This is a genomic window from Citrobacter freundii complex sp. CFNIH4 (genome assembly GCF_002934505.1).
Lineage (GTDB): Bacteria > Pseudomonadota > Gammaproteobacteria > Enterobacterales > Enterobacteriaceae > Citrobacter > Citrobacter freundii.
Genome location: NZ_CP026231.1, coordinates 4,693,358 through 4,710,602, shown reverse-complemented (window position 1 = coordinate 4,710,602; position 17,245 = coordinate 4,693,358). Strand labels below are relative to the sequence as shown.

The 17,245-nt window shown below is 54.3% G+C and carries 9 protein-coding genes and 2 rRNA genes; 3 read left to right on the top strand and 8 right to left on the bottom strand.

Translation table 11 applies throughout. The features are described from left to right. Positions 1 to 8 precede the first annotated feature (8 nt). A complete protein-coding gene (gene pepE / locus C2U41_RS24080; protein WP_003841421.1) occupies positions 9 to 698 on the top strand; it encodes a dipeptidase PepE in 690 nt (229 codons plus the stop codon). Positions 699 to 763: 65 nt separating this feature from the next. Here pepE and C2U41_RS24075 read toward each other — a convergent pair whose 3' ends face one another. Both C2U41_RS24075 and metH read right to left on the bottom strand, forming a co-directional pair. Beyond that, positions 764 to 2,395: a Na/Pi cotransporter family protein gene (locus tag C2U41_RS24075; protein ID WP_032938230.1), complete on the bottom strand. Its 1,632-nt coding sequence runs from the start codon at positions 2,393 to 2,395 to the stop codon at positions 764 to 766. Positions 2,396 to 2,633: 238 nt separating this feature from the next. Continuing rightward, on the bottom strand, positions 2,634 to 6,317 hold the full coding sequence (metH, locus tag C2U41_RS24070) for a methionine synthase (RefSeq protein ID WP_032938232.1): 3,684 nt from the start codon (positions 6,315 to 6,317) through the stop codon (positions 2,634 to 2,636). A gap of 195 nt (positions 6,318 to 6,512) precedes the next feature. Here metH and iclR point away from each other — a divergent pair, with 195 nt between their 5' ends. After that, complete coding sequence (gene iclR, locus C2U41_RS24065; protein WP_003844677.1) at positions 6,513 to 7,337, top strand: glyoxylate bypass operon transcriptional repressor IclR; 825 nt, start codon at positions 6,513 to 6,515, stop codon at positions 7,335 to 7,337. Positions 7,338 to 7,358: 21 nt separating this feature from the next. Here iclR and aceK read toward each other — a convergent pair whose 3' ends face one another. The 4 genes from aceK to metA form a co-directional block, all read right to left on the bottom strand. Further along, positions 7,359 to 9,107, bottom strand: a complete 1,749-nt coding sequence (aceK, locus tag C2U41_RS24060) for a bifunctional isocitrate dehydrogenase kinase/phosphatase (RefSeq protein ID WP_032938236.1) — start codon at positions 9,105 to 9,107, stop codon at positions 7,359 to 7,361. Positions 9,108 to 9,209: 102 nt separating this feature from the next. Continuing rightward, on the bottom strand, positions 9,210 to 10,514 hold the full coding sequence (gene aceA / locus C2U41_RS24055) for an isocitrate lyase (protein ID WP_003031609.1): 1,305 nt from the start codon (positions 10,512 to 10,514) through the stop codon (positions 9,210 to 9,212). A gap of 31 nt (positions 10,515 to 10,545) precedes the next feature. Then, complete coding sequence (gene aceB / locus C2U41_RS24050) at positions 10,546 to 12,147, bottom strand: malate synthase A (RefSeq protein WP_103849046.1); 1,602 nt, start codon at positions 12,145 to 12,147, stop codon at positions 10,546 to 10,548. Positions 12,148 to 12,415: 268 nt separating this feature from the next. Then, positions 12,416 to 13,345 (bottom strand): homoserine O-acetyltransferase MetA, encoded by a 930-nt coding sequence (gene metA, locus C2U41_RS24045; RefSeq protein WP_103849047.1) that lies wholly within the window; start codon positions 13,343 to 13,345, stop codon positions 12,416 to 12,418. A gap of 156 nt (positions 13,346 to 13,501) precedes the next feature. Between metA and C2U41_RS24040 the strand changes: the two genes are divergently transcribed. Further along, the gene (locus C2U41_RS24040) at positions 13,502 to 13,939 is read left to right on the top strand and encodes an acetyltransferase (RefSeq protein ID WP_003841433.1); all 438 of its coding nucleotides are present in this window, start codon (positions 13,502 to 13,504) and stop codon (positions 13,937 to 13,939) included. 105 nt (positions 13,940 to 14,044) lie between these two features. Here C2U41_RS24040 and rrf read toward each other — a convergent pair. Both rrf and C2U41_RS24030 read right to left on the bottom strand, forming a co-directional pair. Next, positions 14,045 to 14,160, bottom strand: a 5S ribosomal RNA gene (gene rrf / locus C2U41_RS24035). Between the two features lie 91 nt (positions 14,161 to 14,251). Continuing rightward, positions 14,252 to 17,158: ribosomal RNA gene (locus C2U41_RS24030) — 23S ribosomal RNA — on the bottom strand. Between the last annotated feature and the right edge of the window lie 87 nt (positions 17,159 to 17,245).

Below are 17,245 nucleotides of genomic sequence, written 5' to 3'. Positions count from 1 at the left end.
GAGAAATGATGGAACTGCTTTTATTGAGTAACTCGACGCTGCCGGGCAAAGGCTGGATGGAACATGCGCTGCCGCTGATCGCAGAGCAACTGAATGGTCGCCGCACGGCGGTGTTTATTCCGTTCGCTGGCGTGACGCAAACCTGGGATGAGTACACGGCGAAAACGGCAGCCATCTTTGCGCCAATGGGCGTCAACGTTACGGGTATTCATACCGTTGCCGATCCGATTGCCGCCATTGAAAACGCCGAGCTGGTGATTGTCGGCGGCGGGAATACCTTCCAGTTGCTGAAAGAGAGTCGTGAGCGCGGGTTGCTGGCGCCGATCGTGGATGTCGTCAAACGCGGTGCGCTGTACATCGGCTGGAGCGCGGGTTCCAACCTTGCCTGCCAGACCATCCGCACCACCAACGACATGCCGATTGTCGATCCCAAAGGTTTTGATGCGCTGGGTCTGTTCCCGCTGCAGATTAACCCACATTTCACCAACGCGCTGCCGGAAGGCCACAAAGGCGAAACGCGTGAACAGCGTATCCGCGAACTGCTGGTTGTGGCACCGGAGCTGACGGTGATTGGCTTGCCGGAAGGTAACTGGATCAAGGTGAGTAACGGTAAGTCCGTGCTCGGCGGCCCGAACACCACGTATATCTTTAAAGCGGGTGAAGAGGCGGTTGCTGTTGAAGCAGGCCACTGCTTTTAGTTGATTTGTTGTCTGATGCCGGATGGCGGCATAAATGCCTTATCCGGCCTACCGCTTCACCTCACTCAATAATCATCCCGCTCATCGTCTTCATCCGGCTGTTCCAGCACGCTGTAGGCCACGGAGCAAAACAGCGAGTTCAGACGCTGCATGTCGCCCAACAGTGCCAGGTGCAAGGAGCTGGTTTCAATGCTCTGCACGTTCTGCTGATGCAGTCGGTCAACGTGCGCATGCGAATAACGACGGTTAAGAATACGAAAACGGTGCTTGCTGCGGCGCAGACGGCGGGCGCTGGTCACATCGCCTGAGAAGAACACCGACATCGCCAGTTGCAGATTGCTGAGCAACTGATCGTAAAGCGCATCCAGCTCTTTCAGCCCTTCCACAGAGAATGCCCGACGGGCGGCCAGCGACTTATCGGCAATCTCGCTGCCCATACGTTCAACGATATCGGAAGCCTGTTCGAGGTTGAGCGACATTTCGATAATCTCCGCCCAACGGCGTGATTCCTCTTCCGCTAGTTCATCCTTTGGCATCCGCGCCAGATAGAGCTTAATCGCTGTGTACAACACGTTGATGTCATCCGCCATCCTGCGCAACTCTTTCTCTTCGCGCGGCTCGCCGTGCATCACCTTCTTCAACCCGTCCATCATCTGCTCCATCGCGTCGCCGATACGCAGCGCTTCGCGGGCGGCATTGGCGAGAGCGAGCGTTGGCGTATCCAGCGCGCTGACGTCCAGATGCTTGGGCTTCAGATGCGCGTCCAGCTCCGGTTCATCGCGGATGATGCGCTTACAAAAACGCGCCATCGGTTCAGCGAACGGCACCATCACTACGCAGCGCACCAGGTTGTAGAAGACGTGGAAGTAAATAACCAGTTCCGATTTCGGCAGCGGCAGTTCATCCATCAGATTAGCCAGCGGATGAACAAACGGCAGGATAATCAGGCTGCCCACCAGCTTAAACAGCAGGCTGCCGAGCGCCACACGACGGGCAGCAGCATTCGCAGCACTGTTGTTGAGCATCGCCAACAGACCAGAGCCGAGGTTGGCGCCAATCACCAGACACAACGCTACCGGGAACGAGATAATGCCCGCCGCGGTCAGCGTTGCCGTCAGCAGTACCGCCGCCAGGCTGGAGTAACTGATAATCGCAAACATGGCGCCAATCAGCGCATCCAGCATGATATCGCCGGTAAGTGAGGCGAAAATAACCTGTACGCCATTAGCCTGAGTGATCGGCGTTACTGCCTGCACAATCAGCTCCAGCGCCAGTAAAATCAGCCCCAGTCCAATACCGACCCGCCCCAGTTGCCCCACACGGGACTGCTTACGGCCGAGAAAGAAGATCACGCCGATAAAAATCAGCAGTGGCGACAGCCAGGAGAGATCGAAGGTCAGGATACGCGCCATCAGCGCGGTCCCCACATCGGCACCGAGCACAATCACCAGCGCAGGAGTCAGCGCCACGAGATCTTGTGCAACAAACGAGGTCACCAGCATGGTGGTGGCGTTGCTGCTTTGCACCAGCGCCGTCACGCCGATACCCGCACAAAAGGCGAGCGGCTTCTTTTCAACGCTACGGCTGAGCACGGTACGCAAGCGGGCGCCGAAGACGCGCATCACGCCGGTACGCACAATATGCGTACCCCAAACCAGCATCGCGACGGCAGAAAGCAGGTGTAACAGAGTTAACACGGAATCAGGTACTCCTTATCGTTATATGTTCCTGGGCTCGGCGCAGATAGCGTGCCTGATGGCGCTGCGCTTATCAGGCCTACAGAATGTCCCTCGTAGGCCGGATAAGGCGTTTACGCCGCCATCCGGCAAACAGCGCTCGCGAACCTTCTTTCAGTATAAGGGTTTAAACGTAATAAAGAGACAGGGCACTCATTGAGCGCCCTGTTTGTTGTAAAGAAAGATGACAGTTTGTGAATCAGTCGGCGTCGTAGCCGAGGTTCGGCGCTAACCAGCGCTCCACTTCTGCCACGCTCATCCCTTTACGAAAGGCATAATCTTCAACCTGATCGCGCTGGATTTGCGCCACAGCGTAGTACTTGCTGTCCGGATGACTGAAATACCAGCCGGAAACCGACGCACCTGGCCACATGGCGAAGGATTCGGTGAGCTTCATCCCGGTATGCGCCTCCACGTCCAGCAGTTCCCAAATGGTGGCTTTTTCGGTGTGTTCCGGACACGCCGGATAGCCCGGTGCCGGGCGAATCCCCTGGTAGTTTTCGCGGATCAGCTCCTCGTTACTGAGATTCTCATTCGCCGCATAGCCCCAGTAGACTTTACGTACGCGCTCATGCAGATATTCTGCGAACGCTTCCGCCAGACGGTCAGCGATCGCTTTCACCATGATCTTGTTGTAGTCGTCATGCTGGGCTTCGAAAGCATCTGCCAGCGCGTCTTCTTCCAGACCACCAGTGACCGCAAAAGCACCGATGTAATCCGCTTTACCGCTCAGTTTCGGCGCAACAAAGTCAGACAAGCAGTAGTTGGCGAAACCGACTTTTTCCGTCTGCTGGCGCAGGTGATGACTCACGTTGATGACGTGCGTACGCGTCTCGTCACGGTAAATCTCGATGTCGTCACCCACGCGGTTGGCCGGGAATAAACCCACCACGCCACGCGGATTCAGCGTCTTCTCAGCGCTGAGTTTATCCAGCATGTCGTTGGCATCTTTGAACAGGCGCTTCGCCTCTTCGCCCACTACTTCATCTTCGAGGATTCGCGGATATTTCCCGGCCAACGACCAGGTCATAAAGAACGGCGTCCAGTCGATGTAGTTGCGCAGGGTTTCGATGCTGGCTTCCACTTCCTGTACGCCCAGACGGTGCGCCACCGGCGGGGTGTAGTTTTCCCAGTCAAAGGCCAGATCGTTGTCGCGGGCAGCCTGTAACGTTACGGGCGGAGTACGCGGTTTCTTACGCGCATGCTGGATACGCACGGTTTCATACTCTTTACGCGTACGGGCGACAAAGTCATCACGCTGGGTGTCAGAGAGCAGCGCAGCGACGACGCCAACGGTACGCGAGGCGTTCTGCACGTACACCGTCGGGCCGCTGTAGTTCTGCTCAATTTTCACTGCGGTGTGCGCTTTCGAGGTGGTCGCGCCGCCAATCAGCAGCGGAATAGTGAAGCCCTGACGCTCCATCTCTTTCGCCACGTTGACCATTTCGTCCAGCGATGGGGTAATCAGCCCGGAAAGGCCAATCAGATCGGCATTCACTTCACGCGCCGTTCTGAGGATTTTCTCCGCGGGCACCATCACGCCAAGATCGACGATTTCGTAATTGTTACATTGCAGCACCACGCCGACGATATTTTTACCGATATCGTGCACATCGCCCTTCACGGTTGCGATGACCATTTTGCCGTTGCTGGAACCTTTCTCTTTGCTGGCCTCAATGTACGGTTCAAGGTATGCCACCGCCTGCTTCATCACGCGAGCGGATTTCACCACCTGCGGCAGGAACATTTTGCCCTCACCGAACAGGTCGCCAACCACGTTCATGCCGTCCATCAGCGGCCCTTCAATAACCTCGATCGGGCGCGCGGCCTGCTGGCGAGCTTCTTCGGTATCCAGCTCAATAAACTCGGTTATGCCTTTCACCAGCGAGTATTCGAGGCGCTTTTTCACGTCCCAACTGCGCCACTCCGCCATCTGGGCATTCGCCGTGTCGTCGGTTTTACTGCCGCGATACTTCTCAGCAAGCTCCAGCAGTCGTTCGGTGCCATCGTCACGGCGGTTGAGGATCACATCTTCAACCGCATCGCGCAGCTCGGTGGGCAGGTCGTCGTAAATTGCCAGTTGTCCGGCGTTGACGATCCCCATGTCCATGCCGTTGCGAATGGCGTAGTAGAGGAATACCGCGTGAATGGCTTCACGTACTGGGTCGTTGCCACGGAACGAGAATGAAACGTTAGAAACGCCGCCGGAGATCAGCGCATGCGGCAGTTCGCGTTTGATGTCTTCACAGGCCCCGATAAAGTCCTGCGCGTAGTTGTTGTGTTCATCAATCCCGGTCGCCACCGCAAAGATGTTCGGGTCAAAGATAATATCTTCCGGCGGGAAGCCCACCTCTTTGGTAAGAATCTTGTACGCCCGACGGCAGATCTCAATTTTGCGCGCGCGGGTGTCGGCCTGGCCCTGCTCGTCAAAGGCCATCACCACCACTGCAGCACCGTAGCGACGCAGCAGCTTCGCGTGATGGATAAAGGTCTCAACCCCCTCTTTCATCGAGATGGAGTTAACGATGCCTTTACCCTGAATGCACTTCAACCCTTTTTCGATTACTTCCCATTTCGAGGAGTCGATCATAATCGGCACGCGGGCGATATCCGGTTCACCGGCAATCAGGTTGAGGAAACGAACCATCGCCGCTTCGGCGTCGAGCATCCCCTCATCCATGTTGATATCGATGATCTGCGCGCCGCTTTCTACCTGCTGGCGGGCGACGTCCAGCGCCTCGCTGTATTTCTCTTCTTTGATCAGGCGCTTAAACTTCGCCGAACCGGTAACGTTGGTACGCTCGCCGACGTTCACAAACAGGCTGTCGTCGCCGATGTTCAGCGGCTCAAGGCCAGACAGACGGCAGGCAACCGGGATTTTCGGCAAGCGGCGTGGCGGCAGTCCGTCCACCGCGCGGCTCATGGCAGCGATGTGTTCCGGCGTGGTGCCACAGCAGCCGCCAACAATATTCAGGAAGCCCGCCTCGGCCCATTCGCGGATTTGCGCCGCCATGGTGTCGGCATCGAGATCGTACTCACCAAAGGCGTTCGGCAGCCCGGCGTTCGGGTGTGCGGTAACGTAGCATTCGGCAATACGCGACAGTTCCTGCACGTACTGGCGCAGCTCGTCCGGACCTAAGGCACAGTTCAGACCAAAAGTCAGCGCATCGGCGTGGCGCAGGGAGTTGTAGAATGCTTCAGTGGTCTGGCCGGAGAGCGTACGCCCGGAAGCGTCGGTGATGGTGCCGGAGAGCATAATTGGCAGCTCAACGCCCAGCGCTTCGAATTCAGTTTTAACCGCGAAAATAGCGGCTTTGGCGTTGAGGGTATCGAAAACGGTTTCAATCAGGATTAGGTCGCTACCGCCTTCCACCAGCGCTTTGGTGGATTCGCGGTAGGCGGCCACCAGCTGATCAAAGGTAATATTACGATAAGCCGGGTCGTTGACGTCGGGCGAGATAGACGCCGTACGGTTGGTTGGGCCAAGCACGCCCGCGACGTAGCGCGGTTTGTCTGGCGTGCGCGCCGTCCATTCGTCTGCCGCCGCGCGCGCCAGTTTGGCTGCCGCAAAGTTGATTTCCGCCGACAGGGATTCCATCTGGTAATCCGCCATGGCGATAGTCGTGGAGTTAAAGGTGTTGGTTTCGATGATGTCCGCGCCCGCCTCGAAGTAGGCGTTGTGAATCGCGGCGATCACCTCCGGTTTGCTGAGCACCAACAGGTCGTTGTTGCCTTTCAGATCGCACGGCCATTCGGCAAAGCGTTCGCCGCGGAAATCCTCTTCGCTCAGACGATATCCCTGGATCATGGTGCCCATACCGCCGTCCAGCACCAGAATACGTTCATTTAACTGCTGACGTAATTGTTCTACTTTGCTGCTCACACTCGCTCCCGACAACGCTCAACCAGACCGAAAAAAACTCAACAGGTCATACTGGCACAAACCTGAAAGGCGGAAAAGAGAACAACGGCCAACATGAGACATGTTCAGCTTCACTCATCCGATCAGTACAGGAATTCTTGCATTATAATTGAATAAAACGAAAATGATTTCCACGATACAGAAAAGGAGTCTGCCATGGTTGCCCCCGTTCCCGCGAAACGCGGTAGAAAACCCGCCGCTACTACTGCGCCCGCAACCGGGCAGGTTCAGTCCCTGACACGCGGCCTGAAGCTACTGGAGTGGATTGCGGAATCCAACGGCAGCGTGGCGCTGACCGAGCTGGCGCAGCAGGCCGGCCTGCCAAACTCCACGACTCACCGATTATTGACCACCATGCAGCAGCAGGGATTTGTTCGTCAGGTCGGTGAATTAGGGCACTGGGCCGTGGGTGCACATGCGTTTATCGTCGGCAGCAGCTTTTTGCAAAGCCGTAATCTGCTGGCGATTGTGCATCCGATCCTGCGCAAGCTGATGGAAGACTCCGGTGAGACGGTAAACCTCGCCGTGCTGGATCAAAGCGATCATCAGGCCATTATTATCGACCAGGTGCAGTGCACCCAACTGATGCGCATGTCCGCGCCTATCGGCGGCAAACTGCCGATGCATGCTTCCGGCGCGGGCAAAGCGTTTTTATCCCAACTGAGCGAAGAACAGGTGACAGGGTTGCTGCACCGCAAAGGACTACACGCTTATACCCACGCCACGCTGGTGTCGCCAGTGCATCTGAAAGAGGATTTGGCTCAGACGCGCAAGCGCGGCTATTCCTTTGATGATGAGGAACATGCGCTGGGTCTGCGCTGCGTGGCGTCGTGCATTTATGACGAGCACCGCGAGCCGTTCGCCGCGATTTCCATCTCCGGACCCATTTCGCGCATTACCGACGATCGCGTGACCGAGTTCGGCGCCATGGCGATCAAAGCGGCGAAAGAAGTGACGCTGGCGTACGGCGGATTTCGCTAAGATGGGGTTGCCGGGTGGCGGTTACGCCTTACCCGGCCTACGGTCGGTTTCATAACGCACGCTGAAACGCTGTTTGCGTCGGTAGGCGTAAACATCTTCCACATGCCCGTTTTTAATCCGCGTTTGCAGACCACGCCAGTAGTCGGCGCTGAACAAGTCAGCGTGCATCTCTTCAAATAGCGGCCCGATACGCGGGTCGGCACATAGCCAGTGGCGAAACTCTTCCGGGAAGACATCTCCAGGCGATACGCTGTACCACGGCTCAGCGCTCATCTCATCTTCCGGGTAGCGTGGCGGCGGGATATGACGGAAATTAACCTCCGTCATGTAGCAGATTTCATCGTAATCGTAGAACACCACGCGCCCGTGACGGGTGACGCCGAAGTTCTTAAACAGCATATCGCCGGGGAAAATATTGGCGGCGGCCAGCTGACGAATCGCGTTGCCGTACTCTTCAATGGCATCGCGCAGTTGTTGACCTTCGACCTGCTCCAGCCAGATATTCAGCGGCACCATCCGTCGTTCGATATACAGATGGCGAATGACAATCTGATCGCCAAGATCGGTAATTTTTTCCGGGGCTTCCTGCAATAACAGCGCCATCAGCGCCGGATCGATTTGCCGTTTATCCAGCACAAAATTCTCGAACTCCTGGGTGTCAGCCATCCGCCCCACACGATCGTGCTCTTTGACCAGTTGATAACAGGCGCGGACGTGGGCGGCAGACATCTCTTTTTGCGGCGCAAATTTGTCTTTAATGATTTTAAACACCCGGTCAAAGCCCGGCAGGGTAAACACCAGCATCACCATACCGCGGATCCCCGGCGCTTCAATAAACTGCTCATCACAGTTGGCCAGGTAGAGCAGATACTCCCGATAACTTTCCGTTTTTGCATGCTTCTGACAGCCAATCGCCATATACAATTCAGCGGTGGTTTTACCGGGCAGGATCTCGCGCAACCACTCCACCAGTGCCGCGGGCAGCGGGGCATACACCATAAAGTAGGAGCGGGCGAAGCCAAACACAATGCTCGCCTCCGCCGTCGTGGTCAGGCAGGTATCGACAAACAACTCACCTTCGTCTGTCCGGTGGATTGGCAGTAAAAACGGCAGCGTCCCGGAAGGGGTAATCAGCTTCCCGACCAGCCAGGCGGCCTTGTTACGATAAAACAGTTCATTCGCCACCTGTAAATGGCAGCCTGCCAACACATCCGCTCCCAAGGTTTCGGTCAGGTGCTCGATGATGTAGTGGATATCACGATGTTTATTCTGCCATGGAAGACGTAGAGGAAGATCGCTAAGGACGCGAGTTAGCAGCCACTCCCAGCCGGTATCAGGAAAAAAGTCTTTCGCCAACGGGCGTGGGATCGTGCGGAAACGACGCTCTGGCTGAGAACTGAAAATAAACAGCCGCTCGGGAGTCAGCGAGCGGTGGTCAAATAACCGACAGTAAACGGAGTTAAAAAAGCTCTCCGCAATCTCGAAGCGCGGGTAATCCGGCAGTAGCCGGGTGTAATGCTCTTTCACGCGAAGTAAAAAATCCGCGTCGGTACTTTTGCCGTCTGTAATGCAGCGCAACTGCTCCACCACCAGACCTACGTGATGATCGTAAAGGTGAATACGGCTTTTCATCGCCTGCTGAACCGCATGCCAGTCGGCATGTTCAAAACGCTGCTGCGCGCCGGAGGTGACTTCCAGAAAACGCCCGTACTGGGCGTCGAAACCTTGCAAAATCGTCTGAGCAATCAGTAATTCCAGGCCACGCGTCATCGACTTCTCCCATCCGGCACAACGTCATGCCGGATGGCGCGTTCGCTTATCCGGCCTACATCCCTTCGTAGGCCCGGTAAGCACAGCGCCACCGGGCATTAATCAAAACTGCGATTCTTCGGTCGAGCCGGTCAGCGCGGTCACCGAGGAAGCGCCGCCCTGAATGATAGTAGTTACTTTGTCGAAGTAGCCTGTACCCACTTCCTGCTGATGGGACACGAAGGTGTAACCGTCTTTAGCCGCCGCAAATTCTGGCTGCTGAACCTTCTCAACATAGTGGCGCATGCCTTCACCCTGCGCATAGGAGTGTGCGAGGTCGAACATGTTGAACCACATGCTGTGGATGCCCGCCAGGGTAATGAACTGGTATTTGTAACCCATATCCGACAGTTGCTGCTGGAAGCTGGCAATAGTTTTGTCGTCCAGGTTTTTCTGCCAGTTAAATGACGGCGAACAGTTGTAGGCCAGCAGTTTGCCGGGGAATTTCGCGTGAATCGCATCGGCAAAGCGCTTCGCCAGTTCGAGATCCGGCGTGGAGGTTTCACACCACACCAGATCCGCATAAGGTGCATAGGCCAGACCACGGCTGATCGCCTGCTCAATACCCGCATGCGTACGGTAGAACCCTTCGCTGGTACGTTCGCCGGTGATGAACTCGCTGTCGTATGGGTCGCAGTCAGACGTTATCAGATCGGCTGCGTCAGCATCAGTACGCGCAATAACCAGCGTCGGAACACCCATGACGTCGGCTGCCAGACGGGCGGCCACCAGTTTCTGGATAGCTTCCTGAGTCGGCACCAGAACTTTGCCGCCCATGTGACCACATTTTTTTACCGATGCGAGCTGATCTTCGAAGTGAACGGCCGCTGCACCAGCCTCAATCATCGATTTCATCAGTTCAAACGCGTTCAGTACGCCGCCAAAACCCGCTTCCGCATCGGCAACGATCGGCAGGAAGTAATCCACATAGCGCGGATCGTTCGGTTCAATACCGGTTGACCATTGGATCTGATCGGCGCGACGGAATGTGTTGTTGATCCGATCCACCACTGCCGGGACGGAGTTCGCCGGATACAGCGATTGGTCCGGGTACATGCTGGATGCCAGGTTGGCATCTGCCGCCACCTGCCAGCCTGAAAGGTAGACCGCTTCAATACCGGCTTTCGCCTGCTGCAGCGCCTGACCGCCAGTCAGCGCGCCGAGGCTGTTGATATAACCTTTCTTCGATTCGCCGTGCAGCAGACGCCACATTTTCGCCGCGCCAAGCTGAGCCAGCGTGCATTCCGGGTTGACCGAGCCACGTAATTTCACCACTTCCTCCGCGCTATATGGACGGGTGATGCCTTCCCAGCGCGGTTGAGTCCATTCTTTCTGTAATTCTTCGATTTGTTGAGTACGGGTTTTCATGTGCAGATGCTCCATATTGTTATGTGGTGGATTACGCCAGCAGGCGGTAGCCTGGCAGGGTCAAGAAATCGATCAATTCATCAGAGGTAGTGATTTGCTCCATCAGGCGCGCGGCATCGTCAAAACGTCCGCTGCTGTAGCGGTGTTCGCCCAGCTCGTCCTGAATCACCAGCATCTCTTCGGCCAGCATCTGACGGAACAGCGGTTTGGTAACCGGCTTGCCGTTGCTGAGCGTCTTCTGGTGGTGGATCCACTGCCAGATGGAGGTACGGGAGATTTCGGCAGTGGCCGCATCTTCCATCAGACCGTAAATCGGTACGCAGCCGTTACCGGAGATCCACGCTTCGATGTACTGCACCGCAACACGAATGTTGGCGCGCATGCCTTCTTCAGTACGCTCACCTTCACAAGGCGCCAGCAGTTGTTCTGCGGTAATCGGCGCATCTTCTTCACGGGTCACGAACAGCTGATTTTTGTTTTCACCGAGCACGTCGTTGAACACCGCCATTGCGGTATCTGCCAGTCCCGGATGGGCAATCCATGTGCCGTCATGACCGTTATTGGCTTCCAGCGCTTTGTCCGCTTTTACCTTGGTCAGAACCTGGTTGTTACGTTCCGCATCTTTGCTGGGAATGAAAGCTGCCATGCCGCCCATCGCGAATGCGCCACGTTTATGACAGGTTTTAATCAGCAGACGCGAATAGGCGCTGAGGAATGGCTTATCCATCGTCACCACCTGACGGTCCGGCAGCACGCGATCCGGATGGTTCTTCAGCGTTTTGATATAGCTGAATATGTAGTCCCAGCGACCGCAGTTCAGACCGACAATATGGTCACGCAGGGCGTGCAGAATTTCGTCCATCTGGAAGACGGCCGGCAGCGTTTCAATCAGCAGAGTCGCTTTGATGGTGCCGCGTGGCAGATTAAAGCGATCTTCTGCATAGCTGAACACTTCGCTCCACCATGCTGCTTCTTGCCAGGCCTGCGTTTTTGGCAGGTAGAAGTAAGGGCCGCTGCCTTTTGCCAGCAACGTTTTGTAATTGTGGAAGAAATAGAGGGTAAAATCGAACAGGCTGCCCGGGATGGATTCGCCACGCCAGGTGACGTGTTTTTCCGGCAGATGCAGACCACGAACGCGGCATACCAACAGAGCCGGATTAGGTTTGAGCTGGTAAATTTTACCCGCTTCATTGGTATAGCTAATGGTGCCATTGACCGCATCGCGCAGGTTTATCTGCCCGTCGATAACTTTGTTCCACTCAGGAGCCAGCGAATCTTCAAAATCAGCCATAAAGACTTTGACGTTCGCGTTCAGCGCGTTGATAACCATCTTGCGCTCAACAGGCCCGGTTATCTCTACGCGGCGATCCAGTAAATCATCAGGAATTCCGCGAATTTTCCAGTCACCTTCTCGAATGGAAGCCGTTTCCGAAATAAAATCAGGCAACTTACCGTCATCAATATCCTGCTGCTGCTGGATTCGTGCAGCCAGAAGTTTATTGCGTTTTGGCGTAAATCTTGTCACCAGTTCAGTCAGAAACTCTACTGCTTCAGCGGTCAGAATTTGTTGCTCCTGTTCGCCACGCGGCCTGGTGAAGACCAGTTCATCGGTTGTCGTTGCCTGTTGATTCATTGCGTAGTTCCTCGTCATTGATCCAAACACATCCCCAATGCGAACGAAGGATCGTTGTGCGCTTTTCGTTCAGCACAACTAAGACTACTCATTTAAATTTCAAAATCAAAAACAATTTCCATTTTTAATTTAATTATCAATTAACCTATTGATAACAATATAAATAAAATTTAATTACACGGTGAGGTGCGTTTCGGAAATAAAAAAGGCACCCGAAGGTGCCTGATTCAATATGCTGAAACGCTTAAGGATCGTCTGCTACAGAAGATTAATCCAGCGTTGGATTCATGTGACGCAGATCATATGGCGTGATCTGGTAGACGTAATAGTTGAGCCAGTTGGTAAACAACAGATTACCGTGGCTACGCCAGGTTGCCCGCGGTTTGTTTTGCGGGTCATCTTTCGGGAAGTAGTTATAGGGCACTTCCGGCGTTAGGCCCGCTTCGACGTCACGAAAATACTCACTGCCGAGCGTATGGGCATCATATTCCGGATGGCCCGTCACAAAGGCAATTCGTTTATCTTTGCTGGCAAACAGGTAGGCATCTCCCTCTTCGGTTTCAGCAAAAATCTCGAGATCGGTGTAGTCGCGAATAAGCGCAGCAGGAAAATCGGCATAGCGCGAATGCGGAGCCAGGAACGCATCATCGAATCCACGCGTCAGCAGCGCATGAGGATGCAGAATATGGTGCTCATAGACGCCTGAGAGTTTGTCCGTACGGGTTTGCTTAGGAATTCCGTACAGGATATTCAGCGCGGCCTGCACCGCCCAACAAACAAATAGCGTTGAGGTAACGTGATCTTTCGCCCATTCAAGCACTTGTTGAATCTGCGGCCAGTAAGCCACGTCATCAAATTCGACCAGACCCAACGGCGCGCCGGTCACGATCAGTCCGTCAAAGTTCTGATCGCAGATATCCTCGAAATTACAGTAAAAGTTATTCAGATGCTCCGTAGGGGTGTTACGTGACTCGCGAGCATCGATGCGCAATAGCTGAACATCTACCTGTAGCGGTGAGTTAGACAGTAAGCGCAGGAACTGGTTTTCCGTTTCAATCTTCTTGGGCATCAGGTTGAGGATGAGCACCTTCAGTGGTCGAATTTCCTGACCGGAAGCGCGGGATGTCGTCATCACAAAGACGTTTTCCTCACGCAAGAAATTGACGGCGGGTAGCTCGTCCTGCACGCGAATTGGCATAACCTGATAACCTCACTACATACGTTTAAACGTTTAGACATCCAGATAGCTGAAGATACCCAGGAATCATGCGAATGTCGAGCCTGCATCCTCAAGTTGAGAAAGTTTCACGGCCCTTGCTGTAGAATAGTGCAGTAAAGATAAAAGGAGAATGCCATGCCCTTTACCATTCGTCGTTCGCGTAAGGACGAAGGCGATAAGCTCATATCTATCTGGTGTCGTTCTGTCGATGCGACGCACCATTTCCTCTCTGCGGATTATCGGATTGAGCTGGAAGAGCTGGTAAGTTCATTTTTACCAGAAGCTCCGCTATGGGTTGCAGTGACAGAACAAGATGAGCCTGTCGCCTTTATGCTTTTGACCGATCAGCATATGGATGCGTTGTTTGTCGATCCGGATGTGCGTGGTAGTGGCGTTGGTAAACTGCTGATTGAACATGCTTTATCAATGGTTTCAACGCTAACGACCAACGTTAATGAACAGAATGAGCAGGCAGTTGGATTCTATAAGAAGATGGGATTTACTGTGACGGGACGGACGGAAGTGGACGATCTCGGACGAGCGTACCCGTTACTCAACCTCGTACACGGGTAGCCGTATCCGGATAACTGCTGGCGCACACCGCATCCGGCGTTTTTTTACCCCGCACACACGCAAAAAAGCCCATCCGTCAGGATGGGCTTTTTCACTTTATTTGATGCCTGGCAGTTCCCTACTCTCGCATGGGGAGACCCCACACTACCATCGGCGCTACGGCGTTTCACTTCTGAGTTCGGCATGGGGTCAGGTGGGACCACCGCGCTACAGCCGCCAGGCAAATTCTGTTTATCAACACGCTTTTGCATGTCGATATAATCTGTAATCAAGCTGAATGTCGTCTCTTCGCCAAAACATCTTCGGCGTTGTAAGGTTAAGCCTCACGGTTCATTAGTATCGGTTAGCTCAATGTATCGCTACACTTACACACCCGACCTATCAACGTCGTCGTCTTCAACGTTCCTTCAGGAGACTTATAGTCTCAGGGAGAACTCATCTCGGGGCAAGTTTCGTGCTTAGATGCTTTCAGCACTTATCTCTTCCGCATTTAGCTACCGGGCAATGCCATTGGCATGACAACCCGAACACCAGTGATGCGTCCACTCCGGTCCTCTCGTACTAGGAGCAGCCCCCCTCAATTCTCCAGCGCCCACGGCAGATAGGGACCGAACTGTCTCACGACGTTCTAAACCCAGCTCGCGTACCACTTTAAATGGCGAACAGCCATACCCTTGGGACCTACTTCAGCCCCAGGATGTGATGAGCCGACATCGAGGTGCCAAACACCGCCGTCGATATGAACTCTTGGGCGGTATCAGCCTGTTATCCCCGGAGTACCTTTTATCCGTTGAGCGATGGCCCTTCCATTCAGAACCACCGGATCACTAAGACCTGCTTTCGCACCTGCTCGAGCCGTCACTCTCGCAGTCAAGCTAGCTTATGCCTTTGCACTAACCTCCTGATGTCCGACCAGGATTAGCTAACCTTCGTGCTCCTCCGTTACTCTTTAGGAGGAGACCGCCCCAGTCAAACTACCCACCAGACACTGTCCGCAACCCGGATTACGGGTCCACGTTAGAACACCAGCCATTAAAGGGTGGTATTTCAAGGATGGCTCCATGCAGACTGGCGTCCACACTTCAAAGCCTCCCACCTATCCTACACATCAAGGACCAGTGTTCAGTGTCAAGCTATAGTAAAGGTTCACGGGGTCTTTCCGTCTTGCCGCGGGTACACTGCATCTTCACAGCGAGTTCAATTTCACTGAGTCTCGGGTGGAGACAGCCTGGCCATCATTACGCCATTCGTGCAGGTCGGAACTTACCCGACAAGGAATTTCGCTACCTTAGGACCGTTATAGTTACGGCCGCCGTTTACCGGGGCTTCGATCAAGAGCTTCTCCTTACGGATAACCCCATCAATTAACCTTCCGGCACCGGGCAGGCGTCACACCGTATACGTCCACTTTCGTGTTTGCACAGTGCTGTGTTTTTAATAAACAGTTGCAGCCAGCTGGTATCTTCGACTGATTTCAGCTCCATGAGTAAATCACTTCACCTACATATCAGCGTGCCTTCTCCCGAAGTTACGGCACCATTTTGCCTAGTTCCTTCACCCGAGTTCTCTCAAGCGCCTTGGTATTCTCTACCTGACCACCTGTGTCGGTTTGGGGTACGATTTCGTGTTACCTGATGCTTAGAGGCTTTTCCTGGAAGCAGGGCATTTGTTACTTCAGCACCGTAGTGCCTCGTCATCACACCTCAGCGTTAAAAAGGTACCGGATTTACCTGGAACCTCCGCCTACATGCTTAAACCGGGACAACCGTCGCCCGGCTAACATAGCCTTCTCCGTCCCCCCTTCGCAGTAACACCAAGTACAGGAATATTAACCTGTTTCCCATCGACTATGCCTTTCGGCCTCGCCTTAGGGGTCGACTCACCCTGCCCCGATTAACGTTGGACAGGAACCCTTGGTCTTCCGGCGTGCGGGTTTTTCACCCGCATTATCGTTACTTATGTCAGCATTCGCACTTCTGATACCTCCAGCATACCTCACGATACACCTTCAACGGCTTACAGAACGCTCCCCTACCCAACAACACATAGTGTCGCTGCCGCAGCTTCGGTGCATGGTTTAGCCCCGTTACATCTTCCGCGCAGGCCGACTCGACCAGTGAGCTATTACGCTTTCTTTAAATGATGGCTGCTTCTAAGCCAACATCCTGGCTGTCTGTGCCTTCCCACATCGTTTCCCACTTAACCATGACTTTGGGACCTTAGCTGGCGGTCTGGGTTGTTTCCCTCTTCACGACGGACGTTAGCACCCGCCGTGTGTCTCCCGTGATAACATTCTTCGGTATTCGCAGTTTGCATCGGGTTGGTAAGTCGGGATGACCCCCTAGCCGAAACAGTGCTCTACCCCCGAAGATGAATTCACGAGGCGCTACCTAAATAGCTTTCGGGGAGAACCAGCTATCTCCCGGTTTGATTGGCCTTTCACCCCCAGCCACAAGTCATCCGCTAATTTTTCAACATTAGTCGGTTCGGTCCTCCAGTTAGTGTTACCCAACCTTCAACCTGCCCATGGCTAGATCACCGGGTTTCGGGTCTATACCCTGCAACTTAACGCCCAGTTAAGACTCGGTTTCCCTTCGGCTCCCCTATACGGTTAACCTTGCTACAGAATATAAGTCGCTGACCCATTATACAAAAGGTACGCAGTCACCCCATAAAGAGGCTCCCACTGCTTGTACGTACACGGTTTCAGGTTCTTTTTCACTCCCCTCGCCGGGGTTCTTTTCGCCTTTCCCTCACGGTACTGGTTCACTATCGGTCAGTCAGGAGTATTTAGCCTTGGAGGATGGTCCCCCCATATTCAGACAGGATACCACGTGTCCCGCCCTACTCTTCGAGTTCACAACCTGTGCATTTTGGTGTACGGGACTATCACCCTGTACCGTCGGACTTTCCAGACCGTTCCACTAACACACAAGCTGATTCAGACTCTGGGCTGCTCCCCGTTCGCTCGCCGCTACTGGGGGAATCTCGGTTGATTTCTTTTCCTCGGGGTACTTAGATGTTTCAGTTCCCCCGGTTCGCTTCATTACGCTATGTATTCACGTAATGATAGTGTGACGGATCACACTGGGTTTCCCCATTCGGAAATCGCCGGTTATAACGGTTCATATCACCTTACCGACGCTTATCGCAGATTAGCACGTCCTTCATCGCCTCTGACTGCCAGGGCATCCACCGTGTACGCTTAGTCGCTTAACCTCACAACCCGAAGATGTTTCTTTCGATTCATCATCGACTTGCAAAAATTTGAGAGACTCGAACACACCATTTATCTGTTCTTATTAC